A 16,573-nucleotide genomic window follows, 5' to 3' on the forward strand; every position below is an offset into this window, starting at 1 on the left:
AAGGCGAAAAGATATAAAAGTTAATTGAAAAACGTTATCATATACGTGGGTATATGAAGAAGGAATAGTATTAAGAACGTTAAAATGTTATGACGGTTTAAGATGATAGGAGAAGTTTGGAGATGACGGTTTGGTTAAATTAAGCGTATTAGACTATGCCTTAATAGATGAAGGTAAGGATGCACAAAAAGCGTTGCAAGATTCAGTGACATTAGCAAAATTGGCAGATCGACTTGGTTTTAAAAGAATTTGGTTTACGGAACATCATAACGTGCCAGCTTTTGCATGTAGCAGTCCGGAACTTTTGATGATGCATATATTGGCGCAGACAAATCAAATACGAGTTGGCTCTGGTGGTGTGATGTTGCCGCACTATCAACCTTATAAAATTGCTGAGCATTTTAGAATGATGGCAGCGTTATATCCAAATCGTATTGATTTAGGTATTGGCAATAATCCGGGTACTACTATGGTAAAGCAAGCATTAGATGGAATAAATCCTACATATGATAGTTACGATGAATCGATTTCGTTATTACGTGATTATCTTACGACAAAGGATAAACCAAGTGCGTATACGTTAGGTGTCCAACCACACATTGATCATTTTCCGGAAATGTGGTTATTAAGTAGTAGCCCAACATCTGCCCAAATAGCAGCCGAACTAGGTATAGGGCTTTCTGTTGGAACATTTTTGTTACCAAATATAAATGCGATACATGCAGCGAAAGATAATATTGATATTTACAAAAAGCATTTCTGCGCATCAACGATTAAAATGGACGCAAAAGTGATGGCATCTGTATTTGTCATTGTAGCTGATAATGAAGCGGAAGTAGCAGCGTTGCAGCATGCTTTGGATGTTTGGTTATTAGGTAAATTGCAATTTGCAGAATTTGAACATTTTCCATCGGTAGATACAGCGCAAAAGTATAAGCTTAATAATCGAGATAAAGAGATGATTCAAGCACATCAAGCACGCATGATTGCAGGGACACAAGAACAAGTTAAAACACAGTTAGATGATTTTATTGCTACGTTTGAGGTTGATGAGGTGTTAGTAGCACCGCTTATTCCTGGCATAGAACAGCGTTGTAAAACATTAGAATTACTCGCAGAAATCTATTTGTAACATTTTTAATAGAAGAGAAAGGATGAGGATAAGATGAGAAAGTTAGCCAATTATTTATGGGTAGAAAAGGTAGGAGATTTGTATGTGTTTAGTATGACACCTGAACTGCAAGATGACATTGGGACAGTAGGTTATGTTGAATTCGTGAGTTCAGATGAAGTTAAAGTGGATGACGAAATTGTGAGTATCGAAGCATCGAAAACGGTCATTGATGTGCAAACGCCATTGTCAGGAACAATTGTTGAACGTAATACAAGAGCGGAAGAAGAACCAACTATTTTAAATTCTGAAAAACCAGAGGAAAATTGGTTGTTTAAATTGGATGATGTCGATAAAGAAGCGTTCCAAGCATTACCGGAGGCTTAAATGGAAACGTTAAAATCAAATAAAGCAAGACTTGAATATTTAATCAAAGATATGTGGCGAGAACGAAATGACGATGATGAATTAGAGATGCCATCATCATTTGAAGATTTGTGGGAATTATATCGAGGCTTAGCAAATGTAAGACCTGCTTTACCTGTAAGTGATGAATATTTAGCTGTTCAAGATGCTCTGTTAAGTGATTTGAATCGTCAACATGTTATTAGTGTGAATGATTTGAAGCCGATAAAAGGTGACAATATCTTTGTTTGGCAAGGTGATATCACGACGTTAAAAATTGATGCTATTGTCAATGCTGCAAATAGTCGTTTTCTAGGATGTATGCAAGCCAATCATGACTGCATTGATAATATGATTCACACAAAAGCTGGTGTTCAAGTTCGATTAGATTGTGCAAATATCATTCGCCAGCAGGGACGTAATGAAGGTGTAGGTAAAGCCAAAATGACATGTGGATATAATTTGCCAGCAAAGTATATTATTCATACAGTTGGTCCACAAATACGACATTTACCTGTTTCGAAAATGAATCAGGAACTATTAGCAAAATGTTATCTTAGCTGTCTTAAGCTTGCTGATCAACATAGTTTAAATCATGTCGCTTTTTGCTGTATATCTACAGGTGTATTTGCTTTTCCTCAAGATGAAGCAGCAGAAATTGCTATTCGAACAGTAGCAAGATATCTCAAAGAGACAAATTCAACATTGAAAGTCGTGTTTAATGTATTTACAGATAAGGATTTACAACTGTATAAGGAGGCATTTAACCGTGACGCAGAGTAATAAATGGAATGCAATGTCTCTTTTAATGGATGAAAAGACAAAGCAGGCTGAAGTATTGCGTACTGCGATTGACGAAGCAGATGCGATAGTGATTGGAATTGGTGCAGGAATGTCTGCATCTGACGGATTTACATATGTAGGAGAGCGTTTTACGGAAAACTTCCCAGATTTTATTGAAAAATATCGATTCTTTGATATGTTGCAAGCGAGTTTACATCCTTATGGCAGTTGGCAAGAGTATTGGGCATTTGAGAGTCGCTTTATTAAATTAAACTATTTAGATCAACCTGTAGGTCAGTCTTATCTCGCATTAAAATCCTTAATGGAAGGTAAACAGTACCACATTATAACTACGAATGCAGATAATGCATTCGATGTTGCTGATTATGATATGACTCATGTATTTCATATACAGGGGGAGTATATACTGCAACAGTGTAGTCAGCATTGTCATGCTCAAACGTATCGCAATGATGAATTAATACGTGAAATGGTTGTTGTGCAACAAGATATGCTTATACCTTGGGAAATGATTCCGAGATGTCCAAAATGTGATGCGCCCATGGAAGTGAATAAACGTAAAGCAGAAGTTGGTATGGTTGAAGATGCTGATTTTCATGCGCAACTACAACGTTATAATACTTTTTTAGAGCAACATCAAGATGATAAAGTGTTGTATTTAGAAATAGGGATAGGTTATACTACACCACAATTTGTGAAGCATCCTTTTCAGCGTATGACACGTAAAAATGAAAATGCACTTTATATGACGATGAATAAAAAAGCATATCGAATTCCGAATTCAATTCAAGAACGTACCATACATTTAACTGATGACATTTCTAGCTTGATTACAACAGCACTCCGGAACAGCAGCACAACGAAAAAATAACAACATTGGAGAGACAGAAGATGTACTTAATAGAACCGATTAGAAATGGTGAATATATTACTGATGGTGCGATTGTACTCGCCATGCAAGTTTATGTTAACCAGAATATCTTTTTAGGCGAAGATATTTTATTCCCTTATTATTGTGAACCAAAAGTGGAAATTGGTCGTTTTCAAAATACGGCAATCGAAGTGAATCAAGATTATATAGATGAACACCATATTCAAGTAGTTCGTAGAGATACTGGAGGTGGTGCTGTATATGTTGATAAAGGTGCCGTTAATATGTGTTGTATTTTGGAACAAGACACAACGATTTATGGTGATTTCCAACGATTTTATCAACCAGCAATAAAGGCATTACATACATTAGGGGCAACAGATGTGATACAGAGTGGCAGAAATGATTTAACATTGAACGGCAAAAAAGTGTCAGGAGCCGCAATGACATTAATGAACAATCGTATTTATGGTGGTTATTCGTTATTGCTTGATGTTAACTATGAAGCAATGGATAAAGTGTTAAAGCCTAATCGCAAAAAGATTGCATCGAAAGGTATTAAATCTGTACGAGCACGCGTTGGTCATCTTCGAGAAGCGCTTGATGAAACGTATCGTGATATAACAATTGAAGAATTCAAAAATTTAATGGTAATACAAGTTTTGGGAATCAATGACATTAATGAGGCGAAACGATATGAATTAACGGATGCAGATTGGGAAGCAATTGATGAATTAGCTGATAAAAAGTATAAAAATTGGGATTGGAATTATGGTAAGTCGCCTAAATATGATTACAATCGAAGTGAAAGATTATCATCAGGTACTGTAGATATTACCATTTCTGTTGAACAAAATCGTATTGCAGATTGTAGAATTTTTGGTGATTTCTTTGGACAAGGTGATATGAAAGATGTGGAACAAGCGTTACAAGGAACAAAAATGACAAGAGAAGATTTAACGCATCAGTTAAAGCAGTTAGACATCGTGTATTATTTTGGAAATGTTACAGCTGAAGCATTGGTAGATATGATTTTAAGTTAATATTGTTTAGGTATTAATGTCACACCCTCGTTGAATATCATTTAATATAATACAAAAACACCGTCCATAAGTAAGTGGTCTACCTTATGATAGAAGGAAAGTACACTCAACTTGTGACGGTGTTTTTGTTTATATATTATTGTTGTGCTTTTTGACGGCCTTTTAATAAAATAGCTATCACACCAACGATAATAATAAATAGAATTGCACCGAATAATCCCATATATTTTACTGCGTTACCGAATACAATGCCGACAGCTAAGAAGTCTGTATCGGAGAATGTTGTTGCGGCACCACCTAGATCACCTAAAAATGGTAAGAATAATAATGGTAAGAACGTAATCAGGATACCATTAAGTGCAGCACCTGCGACAGCCCCTTTAATACCACCTCTTGCATTACCGAACACAGCAGCCGTTGCACCTAAGAAGAAGTGTGCAACTACGCCAGGTAAAATAACGACGCCACCAAATAAGAATAAGATAAACATACCGATGACACCTGTAATAAAGCTGACAAAGAACCCAATTAACACAGCGTTTTGTGCATAAGGGAACACAATAGGGCAGTCTAATGCAGGCTTAGAATTTGGCACAAGTTTTTCAGAGATTCCTTTAAATGCCGGAACGATTTCAGCTAAGATTAAGCGCACACCTGTTAAAATGATAAATACACCAGCAGCAAATGTGACACCTTGAATTAATGAAAAGACAATAAAGTTTTGCCCGTTACTAATCGATTGATGTACATAACTGACGCCTGCAAATAAACATGCAATGAAATAAAGTAATGCCATTGTAATAGAAATACTAATTGTACTTTCTCTTAAAAAGCTTAAGCCTTTTGGAAATTTAATATCTTCTGTTGATTTAGACTTTCCTTTGAATAATTGACCTATTGCACCTGCAGCAAAGTAACTGACAGAACCAAAATGTCCCAATGCTACTTGATCATTGCCAGTGATTTTTCGCATCGTAGGTTGGAGTAATGCAGGTAAGACTGCCATGATTAATCCTAATACGATTGCACCGATAACAATCGTTAGCCATCCTTTAATGTGACTGACTGTTAAAATGATTGCTAAAAATGCTGCCATGTAAAATGTATGATGACCTGTTAAAAAGATATATTTTAAATTAGTGAAGCGGGCAATTAAAATATTAACGATCATGCCACAGACCATGATTAGTGCGGCTGTTGTTCCAAAATCTTTTAAAGCTAGTGAGACGATAGCTTCGTTGTTAGGTACAATGCCTTGAACGCCGAATGCATGTTGAAATATTTTGCCGAATGGCTCAAGAGATCGAACGACTACATCAGCACCTGCACTTAAAATTAAGAAGCCTAATATCGTTTTAATTGTACCTGAAGTAATCGTTGCTGCAGGTTTTTTCTGAACGATTAAACCAATAAAGGCGATCAGTGCGACAAGAATGGCTGGCTGACTTAAAATATCGACTATAAAATTAAGGATTGCTTGCATAGGTCGTACCTCCTTTAAATCATATTAAGTTGTTGTAATTTTTCTTCGAGCTTTTGTTGTAATTCTGCTTTGTCTAAAATGTTATCAAGAACTAAGACATCCCCTAGACGTTCGGCATTTTCAGCTAAATCTCTACCACAAATAAACAAGTCAGCCATTTCTGGGCTTGCTGTCATAATGTCACTATGTTCAACTTCTATGTCAGATGGCGCATTAAGTTGTCTAAGTGCTTCTTGTGCGTTCATTTCTACCATAAAACTACTTCCTAAACCGTGGCCACATACTACTAAAATTTTCATATTAATCATGCTCCTTTAAAATGTTTTTAATGTCTTGTGCGTTTGTTGCAGTTAATAATTGTTGGACTGTTTGATTATCTCCCAGTACGGTTGCTAAATTTTGTAATACTGATAAGTGTGAATGATTGTCGATGGCACTCAATACAAAAATGAGTGATGCGTAGTGATCTTCATCACAGAATGCCACATGTTGATTCAACTTTAATAGACTTAAACCAACTTGATGTACGTCATTGTTCGGTCTTGCATGTGCAATAGCAATTTCAGGTGCGATAACGATATAAGGTCCTAGTTCATTAACGCTTTGAATCATTGCTTCAACATAGCCTTGTTCAATGACTTGTTCTTGTAGTAATGGCTGAGAAGCTACAGTTATAGCTTCAGTCCAATCATGTACTTTCTCTTTTACAATGATGCGTGTTGTGGACAAAATGTCTAATGCCACGATGTTAAACCTCCTTTGTCTTAGTTACAAAGATGTGTTGTTTAATTTTAAAAATATTCCCATCTAAGAAATCTTGTCGAGATAATTCGTTACTTAATAGTTCACTTAACTGTCCCAATGCCTTTAAATGTGCATTGGGGTGGTCCGTTGCTAATGTAATGACAAGGTGAACGGGATCGTTAGCTTTACTACCAAAAATAATCCCTTCAGTGAAATAAGTTAGTGCGAAACCTACACCATTCTGTACATAATCAGTACCAGCGTGGATAAGTGCAATATGTGGACTAATGACCATATATGACCCGAATTGTTCTAATTGTTTTAAAATTGCAGATGTATAATTTGAATCGACAATGCCATCATTGATTAAAGGTTGCACAGCCACTGTAATTGCGGATTCAATTGATGATGGTTGTTTATTTATAATGATGCGATGTTCAGGCAATAAATCTGCAAGTGACTTGCCATCAGTTGCCAGTTTCATGACTTGTTGTTCTCTTGCGTCATTAATGATTTGATTCAATTTTTGACGAGATTGCTGATTGATAAATGGATCGACATGAATAACTGGTACAGCTGAAATATCACAGGGTACTGTTGAAATGACATAATCAATGTTATCTTGCAATAACCTATTTTCTTCCAATTGATAAATAGAGTAGGCATCCCAAATGTGAAACTCTGGATACAGGTGATTTAGTTTTGATTTTAAAAGTTGCGACGTGCCTATACCAGAACCACATAGTAAGACAACCTTAATCATTGATTGTTTATGTGTTGCAACACGCTCTATACTTGATGCGAAGTGAATTGTAATGTATGTTAATTCATCTTCGTTGAAGCGAATAGCAGCATCTTGTTCAATTGGGCTAATATGCTTGCTAACGGCTTCAATGATTTGAGGATAGCGACGCATAACTTCTTGCCTCAAAGGATTAGGTTGTAGCATATCGTATTTAATGCGATGTATGGCTGGTTTGATATGTGTGATCAGGCTGGTATGTAACTTGTTGTCTTTTGACATATCAATGCCCAATTCTTGGCTAACACAAGTGATCAATTCATGTATATTTTGCGACAAATCATGTTGATCAAAGGCATTTGAAGATGCTGTATGCTCGGTCATTTTAGAACCTAGTAAATGTAACGTGATAAAGATAATTTCAGACTCTGGAAATGTGACATTACAACTGTGTTCTAAGTTTTTTATCATTTTTGAAGCAATAGCATACTGATTAGTATGTCGCCATTTATCAATTTCATTTATAGGTATATCGAACGAAAAATTTTCATTTAGGCGCTGAATGGCAATGAGTATATGATAGATTAAGCCATCAATAGCCGACTGAACTAAATGATAATTCTCACTATTTAATGTCGTAATAATGGCACGGCGAACCAATGCGATTGATTGTGAATTAAAGATATCTGCCTCTATAAAAGGTGCTGCTTGTTTCATATATTGATGTATAAAGTGTGCATACGCTTTACGATAATGATTTTCTTCGCCAATAACATTGAATCCTTTATTGTGGACATAATTTAACTTTAAATGGTATTGGTCTAGTTGAGCTTGAATCATCTTAATATCATCTGCAATTGTCCGACGCGAAACATTAACATCTTGCGCAAGTTGCTTTGTTGAAACGGGATTAGTTGTTTCGAATAACTTTAAAGCGATATGCGTGAGCCGCTCATCTTTTGAAAAATGAATTTGACTCGTAAGATTGACCTCTAATTCATTTAAAAGTGTCATGTGTTCAGTTGTTACTTTAATACCTTCTGCTTTATTACGACTGACTTTGTAATGATAAGTTTCGGCATATAGTTCAATATCAGCTAGGTCGTATTGAATTGTACGAGGTGATACATTGAGTTGCTCAGCAAGATGATTGATTGGAATAAATGTTTGTTCTTGAACTAAAAGATGCAAAATTTCAATTTGTCTATGACTTAACAACGTATTGTCCTCCTAGTTTTAATTGTAAGCGATTACTTTAGAATGTAGATATGCAATCTCTTTCATATTTTAATCCGAAAAATTGCATATCAAAATGTTATAATGCAAGGTTTCATAGAAATATTCAAAATAATTTCGGAATTATTGTTGACTTCATGAAGTAGTCGCAGTATATTTAGTTAGACATCTAACGAAACGGTGGTGCAATAAATGGAATTCACTTATTCGTATTTATTCAGAATGATTAGTCATGAAATGAAACAAAAGGCGGATCAGAAATTAGAGCAATTTGATATAACAAATGAACAAGGTCACACGTTAGGTTATCTTTATGCACATCAACAAGATGGACTAACACAAAATGATATTGCTAAAGCATTGCAACGAACAGGTCCAACTGTGAGTAATTTATTGAAGAATCTTGAAAGAAAAAAACTGATTTATCGCTATGTAGATGCACAAGATACACGAAGAAAAAATATAGGACTGACTACCTCTGGCATTAAGCTTGTAGAAGCATTCACTTCGATATTTGATGAGATGGAACAAACGCTTGTATCACAGCTATCTGAAGAAGAAAATAAACAAATGAAAGAAATCTTAACGAAAATGTTATCTAGTTTACAATAAATGGTAAGCGTGACTGGTAGAAATCAGTCACTTTATCTTTAATGCTATAGTTAGATATCTAATTATTAGTGAGCTAATTATTGAAAAAGACAAGGAGTATTGAACAATGAAAGACGAACAATTATATTATTTTGAGAAATCACCAGTATTTAAAGCGATGATGCATTTCTCATTGCCAATGATGATAGGAACTTTATTAAGTGTTGTTTATGGTATTTTAAATATTTACTTTATAGGATTTTTAGGAGACAGTCATATGATCTCCGCTATTTCACTGACCTTACCAGTGTTTGCCATCTTAATGGGATTAGGTAATTTATTTGGTGTTGGTGCAGGAACTTATATTTCACGTTTATTAGGTGCAAAAGACTATAGTAAGAGTAAATTTGTTAGTAGCTTTTCAATTTATGGTGGTATTGCACTAGGAATTATCGTTATTTTAGTTACATTACCTTTCAGTGATCAAATCGCAACGATTCTAGGTGCGAGAGGTGAAACGTTGGCCTTAACAAGTAATTATTTGAAAGTAATGTTTTTAAGTGCGCCATTTGTAATTTTATTCTTCATATTAGAGCAATTTGCGCGTGCGATTGGCGCACCAATGATTTCTATGATTGGTATGTTAGCTAGTGTAGGATTAAATATTATTTTAGATCCAATATTAATCTTTGGTTTTGATTTAAACGTTGTTGGTGCAGCTTTGGGTACTACAATCAGTAATGTTGCTGCTGCTCTGTTCTTTATTGTTTATTTTATGAAAAATAGTGACGTCGTGTCAGTTAATATGAAACTTGCGAAACCTAATAAAGAAATGCTTTCTGAAATCTTTAAAATAGGTATCCCTGCATTTTTAATGAGTATCTTAATGGGATTCACAGGATTAGTTTTAAATTTATTTTTAGCACATTATGGAAACTATGCAATCGCCAGTTATGGTATCTCATTTAGACTTGTACAATTTCCGGAATTGATTATCATGGGATTATGTGAAGGCGTTGTACCGTTAATTGCATATAACTTTATGGCAAATAAAGGGCGTATGAAAGATGTTGTCAAAGCAGTTATCATGTCTATTGGCGTTATTTTTGTCATTTGTATGATTGCTGTATTTACAATTGGACATCATATGGTAGGATTATTTACTACGGATCAAGCCATTGTTGAATTGGCTACATTTATTCTAAAAGTAACAATGACATCATTATTATTGAATGGTATAGGTTTCTTATTTACTGGTATGCTTCAAGCAACTGGACAAGGTCGTGGAGCTACAATTATGGCTATTTTACAAGGCGTGGTTATCATCCCAGTACTATTTATTATGAATAGTTTATTCGGATTAGCAGGCGTCATTTGGTCATTTTTAATTGCTGAGTCACTTTGTGCCTTAGCAGCAATGTTAATTGTCTATTTATTACGTGACCGTTTAACTGTTGATAAATCTGAATTAATAGAAGGTTAATTATTTCGTACACTTCTGGCAGGGTATATTTTGTCCGAAGTGTATTTTATTTTTCGAATCAAAATCAAAAGTATGATACGATTATGAAAAAAGTGAGTCCAATATATGTATAAATCTATAACGCAGTTGAAATGTATTTTTAGTAAGAAAACAGAAGGCATAGATATAGTTGATGAACAATATAATCAAGATTACGAAGCGCTAACTTTTAGTTTAAATGGAAAGACATATAAAAGCAGGTTAGCAAAAAAGACACCAACTAAAGCAGGTTATTTTGTAACATGTTGGACAAAAGACGAGAACAATCGCAATCAACCATATTCAATAGATACATTTACAGATTACTTAATAATCATAGTTATTGATGAAGAACTAAATGGGTACTTCTTATTTCCTAGAAAATTATTGAAAGAAAAAGGTATTTTATCATCTTCTGAACAGAAAGGTAAAATGGCCTTTAGAGTTTATCCTAGATGGTGTGAACATTTAAATAAAACGGCAGAACAAACAAAAAAGTGGCAATGTAAATATTTTTTTGAATACTAATAAAAAGTCATATGGCATCACTAATATAAGATGAATATCTCATCTTTCGATAGTGTGAACCATATGACTTTTATTTTTATGTGCTTTAATGATGAACGGTTTCTTGTCCTACTTTATTCCAAGTTAGAATAAAGCTTAGCATTGCAAATACACTGATTGCTGTTAATAAGATAAAACCGACATCCCAGCCGAATTTGTCAACCACTGCACCTAAGACAATGTTGGCCATTACAGCACCAAACAGATAACCAAATAATCCTGTTAATCCAGCTGCTGTGCCAGCTGCTTTTTTAGGTACATAGTCTAATGCTTGCAAACCAATTAACATAACTGGCCCATATATTAAGAAACCAATGGCAATTAATGAGACATTGTCTAACCAAGCATTACCTGGAGGATTTAACCAATAAATTAATACAAATACTGTGACACCTAACATAAAGAAGAAACCTGCAGGTCCACGACGACCTTTGAATAATTTATCAGAAATGTAACCACATAATAATGTACCAGGAATTCCAGCCCATTCGTATAAGAAGTATGCCCAACCTGATGCTTTTAAGTCGAAATGTTTTTGTTCACTTAAATAGACTGGCGCCCAGTCAAGTACACCATAACGTACGAAATAAACAAAGATATTTGCAAAGGCAATTGCCCATACCCATTTATTATTCAGTACATATTTAAATAAAATTTCTTTTGTAGTTAATTCTGTTTCTAATGTTTTCTTATCGCTTGTAGCAAAGTCATTTTTATAAATTTCGATTGGAGGTAAACCTTGAGATTGAGGTGTGTCTCTAATCAATACGTATGAAATTGCGGCGATAATAAGTGCTAAGAGTGCAGGGTAAATGAATACACCTTCGAAACCTTTTAAATAACCAAAGTTGATAAATGCTGTTGTTGTAATACCCCAAGCAGCAATAGGTGCCATAATACCGCCACCAACATTATGTGCAACGTTCCAAAGGGCAGTCTTACTTCCACGTTCGCTCACACTAAACCAGTGAACGAGTACACGTCCCGAAGGAGGCCAGCCCATACCTTGAAACCAGCCATTTAAGAATAGTAGAACAAATATAATACCGATACTAGATGTAAAGAACGGGACAAACCCCATTAATAAATTGACAATAGCTGTTAGAGCTAATCCAAGAACTAAGAAAATACGTGCATTACTCCGATCACTCACAGTACCCATAAAGAACTTACTAAATCCATATGCGATGGAAACTGCAGATAATGCAAATCCAAGTTCTGCTTTTGAAAAGCCTTGCTCTTGTAATGCTGGCATAGCTAGTGAAAAGTTTTTACGTAACAGATAGTATCCTGCATAACCGATGAAAATCCCAAGAAATACTTGGAGACGTAATCGTTTATAGGTATCATCTATCTGATTTTCTGGCAAAGGTTTAATATGCTTTGCAGGTTTAAGAAAATTCATAAAATCCTCCTTAATATGTATTTATATGCATTTTATGAGATAAATTAATATTAGACATGTATGAAAGCGTTGTCAATAACCTTTTTAAAATAGTGGAGAATAAGTAGAATATTGATTTAAATAAATTTTAAAATACAATTTGTTGTTTAGCTTAAAGTTATAATTATACAATTATTTTGAATGAGTACATAAATAAATTCTGAGATGATACCAGTGAAAAGTAAGTTTGAAGATGTATTAATGAGGTGAATGGCAAAAAACTATCTTTTTTATGGATTGTGGTATAAAATTTATACTAATAGGAGGGATAGTATGACTATAGTAGGACATCATCACATATCCATGTATACAAAAGATGCAAAACGAAATAAGAATTTTTACACAAATGTACTTGGATTACGATTAGTTGAAAAATCGGTAAATCAAGACAATACTTCAATGTACCATTTGTTTTATGGGGATGAAGTAGGTACAGCTGGAACAATTTTAAGCTTTTTTGAAATTCCTAATGCGGGTCATAAGCAGCCAGGAACTGAAACGATTTATCGATTTTCATTATTAGTACCAAATCAAGCGGCACTTCATTATTTTGAAAAACGCCTTAATAATAATGGTATTAAGTCTGAACGTTTGTACTATCTTGGACAAGAAGGTGTTGTCTTTAAAGATGAAGACGACTTAGAAATCATACTGCTTGTTAATGATAGTTTTGAAGTACCACATCAATGGCAACATAACGCTTATAGTGAGATACCTCAAGCATATCAAATTTTAGGAATAGGACCAGTAGAATTAAGAGTTAGAAATACAGCGCGTACGGTAGAATTTTTGGAAAATGTCTTAGGTTATCGCAAAAGAGACAATGAATCATTCGATGTTCTGACATTAGCACCACAAGGTTTATATTCAGATTTTGTAGTTATTGAGCAACAGGGACAACGTGAAAGACCTGGACGAGGTTATATCCATCATATTGCAGTTAATACTCCACAAATGAGTGACTTAGATGCAATTTACAAGAAATTACAACAACAAGCACAAAGTAACTCAGGTATTATTGATCGCTATTTCTTTAAATCTTTATACTATCGCCATAATTCAATTATGTATGAATTTGCGACTGAAGAACCTGGATTCACTATAGATACACCTGTTGAACAATTAGGAAGTCAATTGAACTTACCTGACTTTTTAGAAGCAGAACGTGAACAAATTGAAAGTAAGTTACACGAAATATAAAGGAGAATGTCTAATGGCAAAATTAGAAATGAATAAAAATACGCCTCTTGAGTTTGGTTTGTATTCTTTAGGTGATCATTTATTGAATCCATTTAAAGGTGAAAAAGTAAGTTATGAACAACGTATTAATGAAATTATTGAAGCAAGTAAATTAGCAGATGATGCGGGTATTGATGTTTTTGCAGTTGGTGAAAGTCATCAGGAGCATTTTACAACACAGGCACATACGGTTGTGTTAGGTGCAATTGCCCAAGCGACAAAGAATATTAAAGTTTCAAGTTCTTCAACGATTATTAGTGCAACAGATCCAGTAAGAGTATTTGAAGACTTCGCGACATTAGATTTGATTTCTCATGGTAGAGCCGAAATTGTAGCTGGCAGAGCATCCAGAACAGGTATTTTTGACTTGTTTGGCTATGATTTAAAAGACTATGATGAATTGTTTGAAGAAAAATTAGGTTTACTTTTAGAGTTAAATAAAACTGAGCGTATTACTTGGTCTGGAAAATATCGTCCAGAACTTAGAAATATGAAAATATTCCCAAGACCAATCGATAATACATTGCCAATATGGCGTGCTGTTGGTGGTCCACCTGCAAGTGCTATCAAAGCGGGAAAACAAGGTGTACCAATGATGATTACAACTCTTGGAGGTCCGGCAATGAACTTTAAAGGTTCTATAGATGCGTATCGTCAAGCAGCAACTGAAGTAGGTTTCGATGCTTCTCCTGAGTCCTTACCAGTAAGTACAGCGAGTTTATTTTACACAGCTGAAACAACACAAGATGCTATGAGGGAATTTTATCCACACTTGAATACAGGGATGTCATTTATTCGTGGCGTTGGGTATCCAAAACAGCAATTTGCTAATTCGTCAGATTATCGAGAAGCTCTAATGGTTGGAAGTCCACAACAAATTATTGAAAAAATATTGTATCAACACGAATTGTATGGTCATCAACGCTTTATGGCACAGCTTGATTTTGGTGGTGTACCATTTGAAAATGTTATGAAGAATATTGAGTTAATTGGCAACGAAATTATACCTGCGATTAAAAAATATTTATCAAAATAGGAGGGGAGTCATCATGAATATTGTATTATTGTCAGGTTCGACAGTAGGTTCTAAAACGAGAATTGCTATGGATGATTTAAAAAATGAATTAGAAGCTAACAATGAGGGACATCAAATAGAGTTGATGGATTTACGAGATCTTGAATTAGAATTTAGCGTTGGAAAGAATTATCTAGATACTACAGGAGATGTATATAAATTAACGACGTCGTTAATGCAGGCTGATGTGATTTTTATTGGTTTTCCAATTTTTCAAGCTTCCATCCCTGGTGCTTTGAAAAATGTGTTTGATCTACTTCCAGTCAATGCATTTCGTGACAAAGTAATAGGACTTGTAGCGACAGCTGGTTCAAGCAAACATTTTTTGATTCCTGAGATGCATTTAAAGCCAATACTGAGTTACATGAAAGCATACACGATGCAAACGTATGTATTTATTGAAGAGAAAGACTTTTCAAATCAACAAATCATCAATGATGATGTCGTATTTCGTTTAAAAGAGTTAGCACAATCCACAATGCGAACTGCTAAAGTACAACAACAAGTGCTTGAAGAAGAAAACAACCAATACGACTTTTAAAGTATAAAAATAAGACGCTCGTCACACTAAATTTGTAAGTGTTTGAGCGTCTTTTCATATTAACTATATAGCCAATGAACGACGATAAAGGCAAGTGATGACAAGCATATTGAGGTAATAATGATTGTCATAAGCGGTTTAAGTGCGCGATTTTTAAGATCTTTAAATGCAACATTTAACCCTAACGCAACCATGGCCATTAATAAGCAAATTGTTGATACAGTATTTAAAATATTTAGCAATGCTGACGGAATAGTTACATATGTATTCACTAAGGCCATAATGACAAATCCAATTAAAAAGTATGGAATGCTTATTCGACCCTTGCTAGATGATTCTAATGAACGGAAACGCATAATTAAAATAAGTACGATGGTTAATGGAATCAGTAAGAATACTCTACCAAGTTTACCAAGAAGTGCAATTTTAAGTGCATCACTACCACCAAAACCACCAGCTAAGACAACATGCGCAATTTCATGAAGACTAACGCCAGACCAAGCGCCATAGACATTTGTTGTCATTGAGAAGATAGCGTAAATTGCTGTATATATAAGTGAAAATATCGTACCAATCAATGCGATGATACCGATACTAATAGCTGTATCCTTTTCACGTGATTTGAATATTGGAGCGACTGCGGCAATAGCGGCAGCACCACATACACCTGTACCTACACCTAGTAATAATGCGATGTTTTTGTCACCATGCAACAGTTTGTTGACAAAGAGCATCATTATAATACTAAAAATAACGACACCTACATCGATGGCCAATAGTTTGCTACCTTGACCGATAATGTCGAATATATTGAGTTTAAGTCCATATAGGATGATTGCAAATCTTAATAAATATTTGGATGAAAAAGTAATACCTGAGCTATATTTTTCAGGATATCCTCTGAAATGCCGATATAGAATAGCGATTAATATCGCGATAGTTAGTGCACCAACTTTATCTAATATTGGCAATTTAGCTGCTAAAAAACTAAATAATGCGACTATAAAAGTCAATGATAGTCCAATCATAAAGTACTTGTTTTTCAATGATGCCATGAGCTATGCCTCCTTTAATAGCATTTTAGCACTGTTTTGTCGTGTTTTTAAATATAAATTTCTAATGATTAATAAAGTGGTATTTAATTTAAGTTGTGTGATAGGATCTTATGCATCAATC

16 protein-coding genes and 1 pseudogene are annotated in these 16,573 nt (G+C 34.6%); 11 read left to right on the forward strand and 6 right to left on the reverse strand.

The features are described from left to right. Positions 1–130 precede the first annotated feature (130 nt). The 5 genes and pseudogenes from CD116_RS05115 (at position 131) to CD116_RS05135 (ending at position 4,234) form a co-directional block, all read left to right on the forward strand. Positions 131–1,132 carry an LLM class flavin-dependent oxidoreductase gene (locus tag CD116_RS05115; protein WP_047529315.1) on the forward strand — a complete coding sequence of 334 codons (1,002 nt, stop codon included), beginning with the start codon at positions 131–133 and terminating at the stop codon, positions 1,130–1,132. A gap of 33 nt (positions 1,133–1,165) precedes the next feature. Next, complete coding sequence (locus CD116_RS05120; RefSeq protein WP_047423956.1) at positions 1,166–1,498, forward strand: glycine cleavage system H family protein; 333 nt, start codon at positions 1,166–1,168, stop codon at positions 1,496–1,498. After that, entirely contained in the window at positions 1,499–2,299 is an 801-nt protein-coding gene (locus CD116_RS05125; RefSeq protein ID WP_047529318.1) for a protein-ADP-ribose hydrolase, read from the forward strand. Then, positions 2,238–3,234: pseudogene (locus CD116_RS05130) on the forward strand (SIR2 family NAD-dependent protein deacylase). Before CD116_RS05125 ends, CD116_RS05130 begins: the two are co-directional and overlap by 62 nt. Then, positions 3,212–4,234: a lipoate--protein ligase gene (locus CD116_RS05135; RefSeq protein ID WP_047548724.1), complete on the forward strand. Its 1,023-nt coding sequence runs from the start codon at positions 3,212–3,214 to the stop codon at positions 4,232–4,234. The pseudogene CD116_RS05130 and the gene CD116_RS05135 overlap by 23 nt, the downstream one beginning before the upstream one ends. 136 nt (positions 4,235–4,370) lie before the next feature. Here CD116_RS05135 and CD116_RS05140 read toward each other — a convergent pair whose 3' ends face one another. Genes CD116_RS05140 through CD116_RS05155 form a run of 4 tightly spaced genes read right to left on the reverse strand, consistent with a single transcriptional unit; the run spans position 4,371 to position 8,421 of the window. Further along, positions 4,371–5,717: a PTS ascorbate transporter subunit IIC gene (locus CD116_RS05140; protein ID WP_047548720.1), complete on the reverse strand. Its 1,347-nt coding sequence runs from the start codon at positions 5,715–5,717 to the stop codon at positions 4,371–4,373. Positions 5,718–5,731: 14 nt separating this feature from the next. Continuing rightward, positions 5,732–6,016: a PTS sugar transporter subunit IIB gene (locus tag CD116_RS05145; RefSeq protein WP_047423948.1), complete on the reverse strand. Its 285-nt coding sequence runs from the start codon at positions 6,014–6,016 to the stop codon at positions 5,732–5,734. Position 6,017: 1 nt separating this feature from the next. Next, positions 6,018–6,461 (reverse strand): PTS sugar transporter subunit IIA, encoded by a 444-nt coding sequence (locus CD116_RS05150; protein ID WP_047548717.1) that lies wholly within the window; start codon positions 6,459–6,461, stop codon positions 6,018–6,020. 4 nt (positions 6,462–6,465) lie between these two features. Then, positions 6,466–8,421, reverse strand: a complete 1,956-nt coding sequence (locus CD116_RS05155) for a BglG family transcription antiterminator (protein ID WP_047548715.1) — start codon at positions 8,419–8,421, stop codon at positions 6,466–6,468. A gap of 210 nt (positions 8,422–8,631) precedes the next feature. Between CD116_RS05155 and mepR the strand changes: the two genes are divergently transcribed. The 3 genes from mepR to CD116_RS05170 all read left to right on the forward strand — a co-directional run bounded on the left by mepR (position 8,632) and on the right by CD116_RS05170 (position 11,059). Then, complete coding sequence (gene mepR, locus CD116_RS05160) at positions 8,632–9,051, forward strand: multidrug efflux transporter transcriptional repressor MepR (RefSeq protein WP_047529331.1); 420 nt, start codon at positions 8,632–8,634, stop codon at positions 9,049–9,051. Between the two features lie 106 nt (positions 9,052–9,157). Further along, positions 9,158–10,513 (forward strand): multidrug efflux MATE transporter MepA, encoded by a 1,356-nt coding sequence (gene mepA / locus CD116_RS05165; protein WP_047548713.1) that lies wholly within the window; start codon positions 9,158–9,160, stop codon positions 10,511–10,513. Positions 10,514–10,618: 105 nt separating this feature from the next. Beyond that, positions 10,619–11,059, forward strand: a complete 441-nt coding sequence (locus tag CD116_RS05170) for a MepB family protein (RefSeq protein WP_047548710.1) — start codon at positions 10,619–10,621, stop codon at positions 11,057–11,059. A gap of 85 nt (positions 11,060–11,144) precedes the next feature. On the opposite strand, the gene glpT is transcribed toward CD116_RS05170, so the two are convergent. Beyond that, the gene (gene glpT, locus CD116_RS05175; protein ID WP_047548707.1) at positions 11,145–12,503 is read right to left on the reverse strand and encodes a glycerol-3-phosphate transporter; all 1,359 of its coding nucleotides are present in this window, start codon (positions 12,501–12,503) and stop codon (positions 11,145–11,147) included. A 312-nt stretch (positions 12,504–12,815) separates the two neighbouring features. Here glpT and CD116_RS05180 point away from each other — a divergent pair, with 312 nt between their 5' ends. From CD116_RS05180 to CD116_RS05190, 3 genes are read left to right on the forward strand one after another with little or no spacing between them, the layout of a single operon-like run. After that, complete coding sequence (locus CD116_RS05180) at positions 12,816–13,742, forward strand: VOC family protein (protein ID WP_047548704.1); 927 nt, start codon at positions 12,816–12,818, stop codon at positions 13,740–13,742. Between the two features lie 13 nt (positions 13,743–13,755). Continuing rightward, on the forward strand, positions 13,756–14,817 hold the full coding sequence (locus CD116_RS05185; RefSeq protein WP_047548700.1) for an LLM class flavin-dependent oxidoreductase: 1,062 nt from the start codon (positions 13,756–13,758) through the stop codon (positions 14,815–14,817). 13 nt (positions 14,818–14,830) lie between these two features. After that, positions 14,831–15,397: an NADPH-dependent FMN reductase gene (locus CD116_RS05190; RefSeq protein ID WP_047548698.1), complete on the forward strand. Its 567-nt coding sequence runs from the start codon at positions 14,831–14,833 to the stop codon at positions 15,395–15,397. A gap of 59 nt (positions 15,398–15,456) precedes the next feature. Here the strand turns inward: CD116_RS05190 and CD116_RS05195 are convergent, their stop codons facing one another. Continuing rightward, positions 15,457–16,452, reverse strand: coding sequence for a YeiH family protein (locus CD116_RS05195; protein ID WP_047548695.1), 996 nt, complete (start codon positions 16,450–16,452; stop codon positions 15,457–15,459). Between the last annotated feature and the right edge of the window lie 121 nt (positions 16,453–16,573).

This window comes from Staphylococcus schweitzeri (assembly GCF_002902405.1).
Lineage (GTDB): Bacteria > Bacillota > Bacilli > Staphylococcales > Staphylococcaceae > Staphylococcus > Staphylococcus schweitzeri.

Bases quoted from the DNA above. Each gene is read 5' to 3' on its own strand.
- CD116_RS05120 (WP_047423956.1), top strand. From the start codon at position 1,166: ATGAGAAAGTTAGCCAATTATTTATGGGTAGAAAAGGTAGGAGATTTG.
- CD116_RS05125 (WP_047529318.1), top strand. From the start codon at position 1,499: ATGGAAACGTTAAAATCAAATAAAGCAAGACTTGAATATTTAATCAAA.
- CD116_RS05135 (WP_047548724.1), top strand. From the start codon at position 3,212: ATGTACTTAATAGAACCGATTAGAAATGGTGAATATATTACTGATGGT.
- CD116_RS05140 (WP_047548720.1), bottom strand. From the start codon at position 5,717: ATGCAAGCAATCCTTAATTTTATAGTCGATATTTTAAGTCAGCCAGCC.
- CD116_RS05145 (WP_047423948.1), bottom strand. From the start codon at position 6,016: ATGAAAATTTTAGTAGTATGTGGCCACGGTTTAGGAAGTAGTTTTATG.
- mepR (WP_047529331.1), top strand. From the start codon at position 8,632: ATGGAATTCACTTATTCGTATTTATTCAGAATGATTAGTCATGAAATG.
- mepA (WP_047548713.1), top strand. From the start codon at position 9,158: ATGAAAGACGAACAATTATATTATTTTGAGAAATCACCAGTATTTAAA.
- CD116_RS05170 (WP_047548710.1), top strand. From the start codon at position 10,619: ATGTATAAATCTATAACGCAGTTGAAATGTATTTTTAGTAAGAAAACA.
- glpT (WP_047548707.1), bottom strand. From the start codon at position 12,503: ATGAATTTTCTTAAACCTGCAAAGCATATTAAACCTTTGCCAGAAAAT.
- CD116_RS05180 (WP_047548704.1), top strand. From the start codon at position 12,816: ATGACTATAGTAGGACATCATCACATATCCATGTATACAAAAGATGCA.
- CD116_RS05185 (WP_047548700.1), top strand. From the start codon at position 13,756: ATGGCAAAATTAGAAATGAATAAAAATACGCCTCTTGAGTTTGGTTTG.
- CD116_RS05190 (WP_047548698.1), top strand. From the start codon at position 14,831: ATGAATATTGTATTATTGTCAGGTTCGACAGTAGGTTCTAAAACGAGA.
- CD116_RS05195 (WP_047548695.1), bottom strand. From the start codon at position 16,452: ATGGCATCATTGAAAAACAAGTACTTTATGATTGGACTATCATTGACT.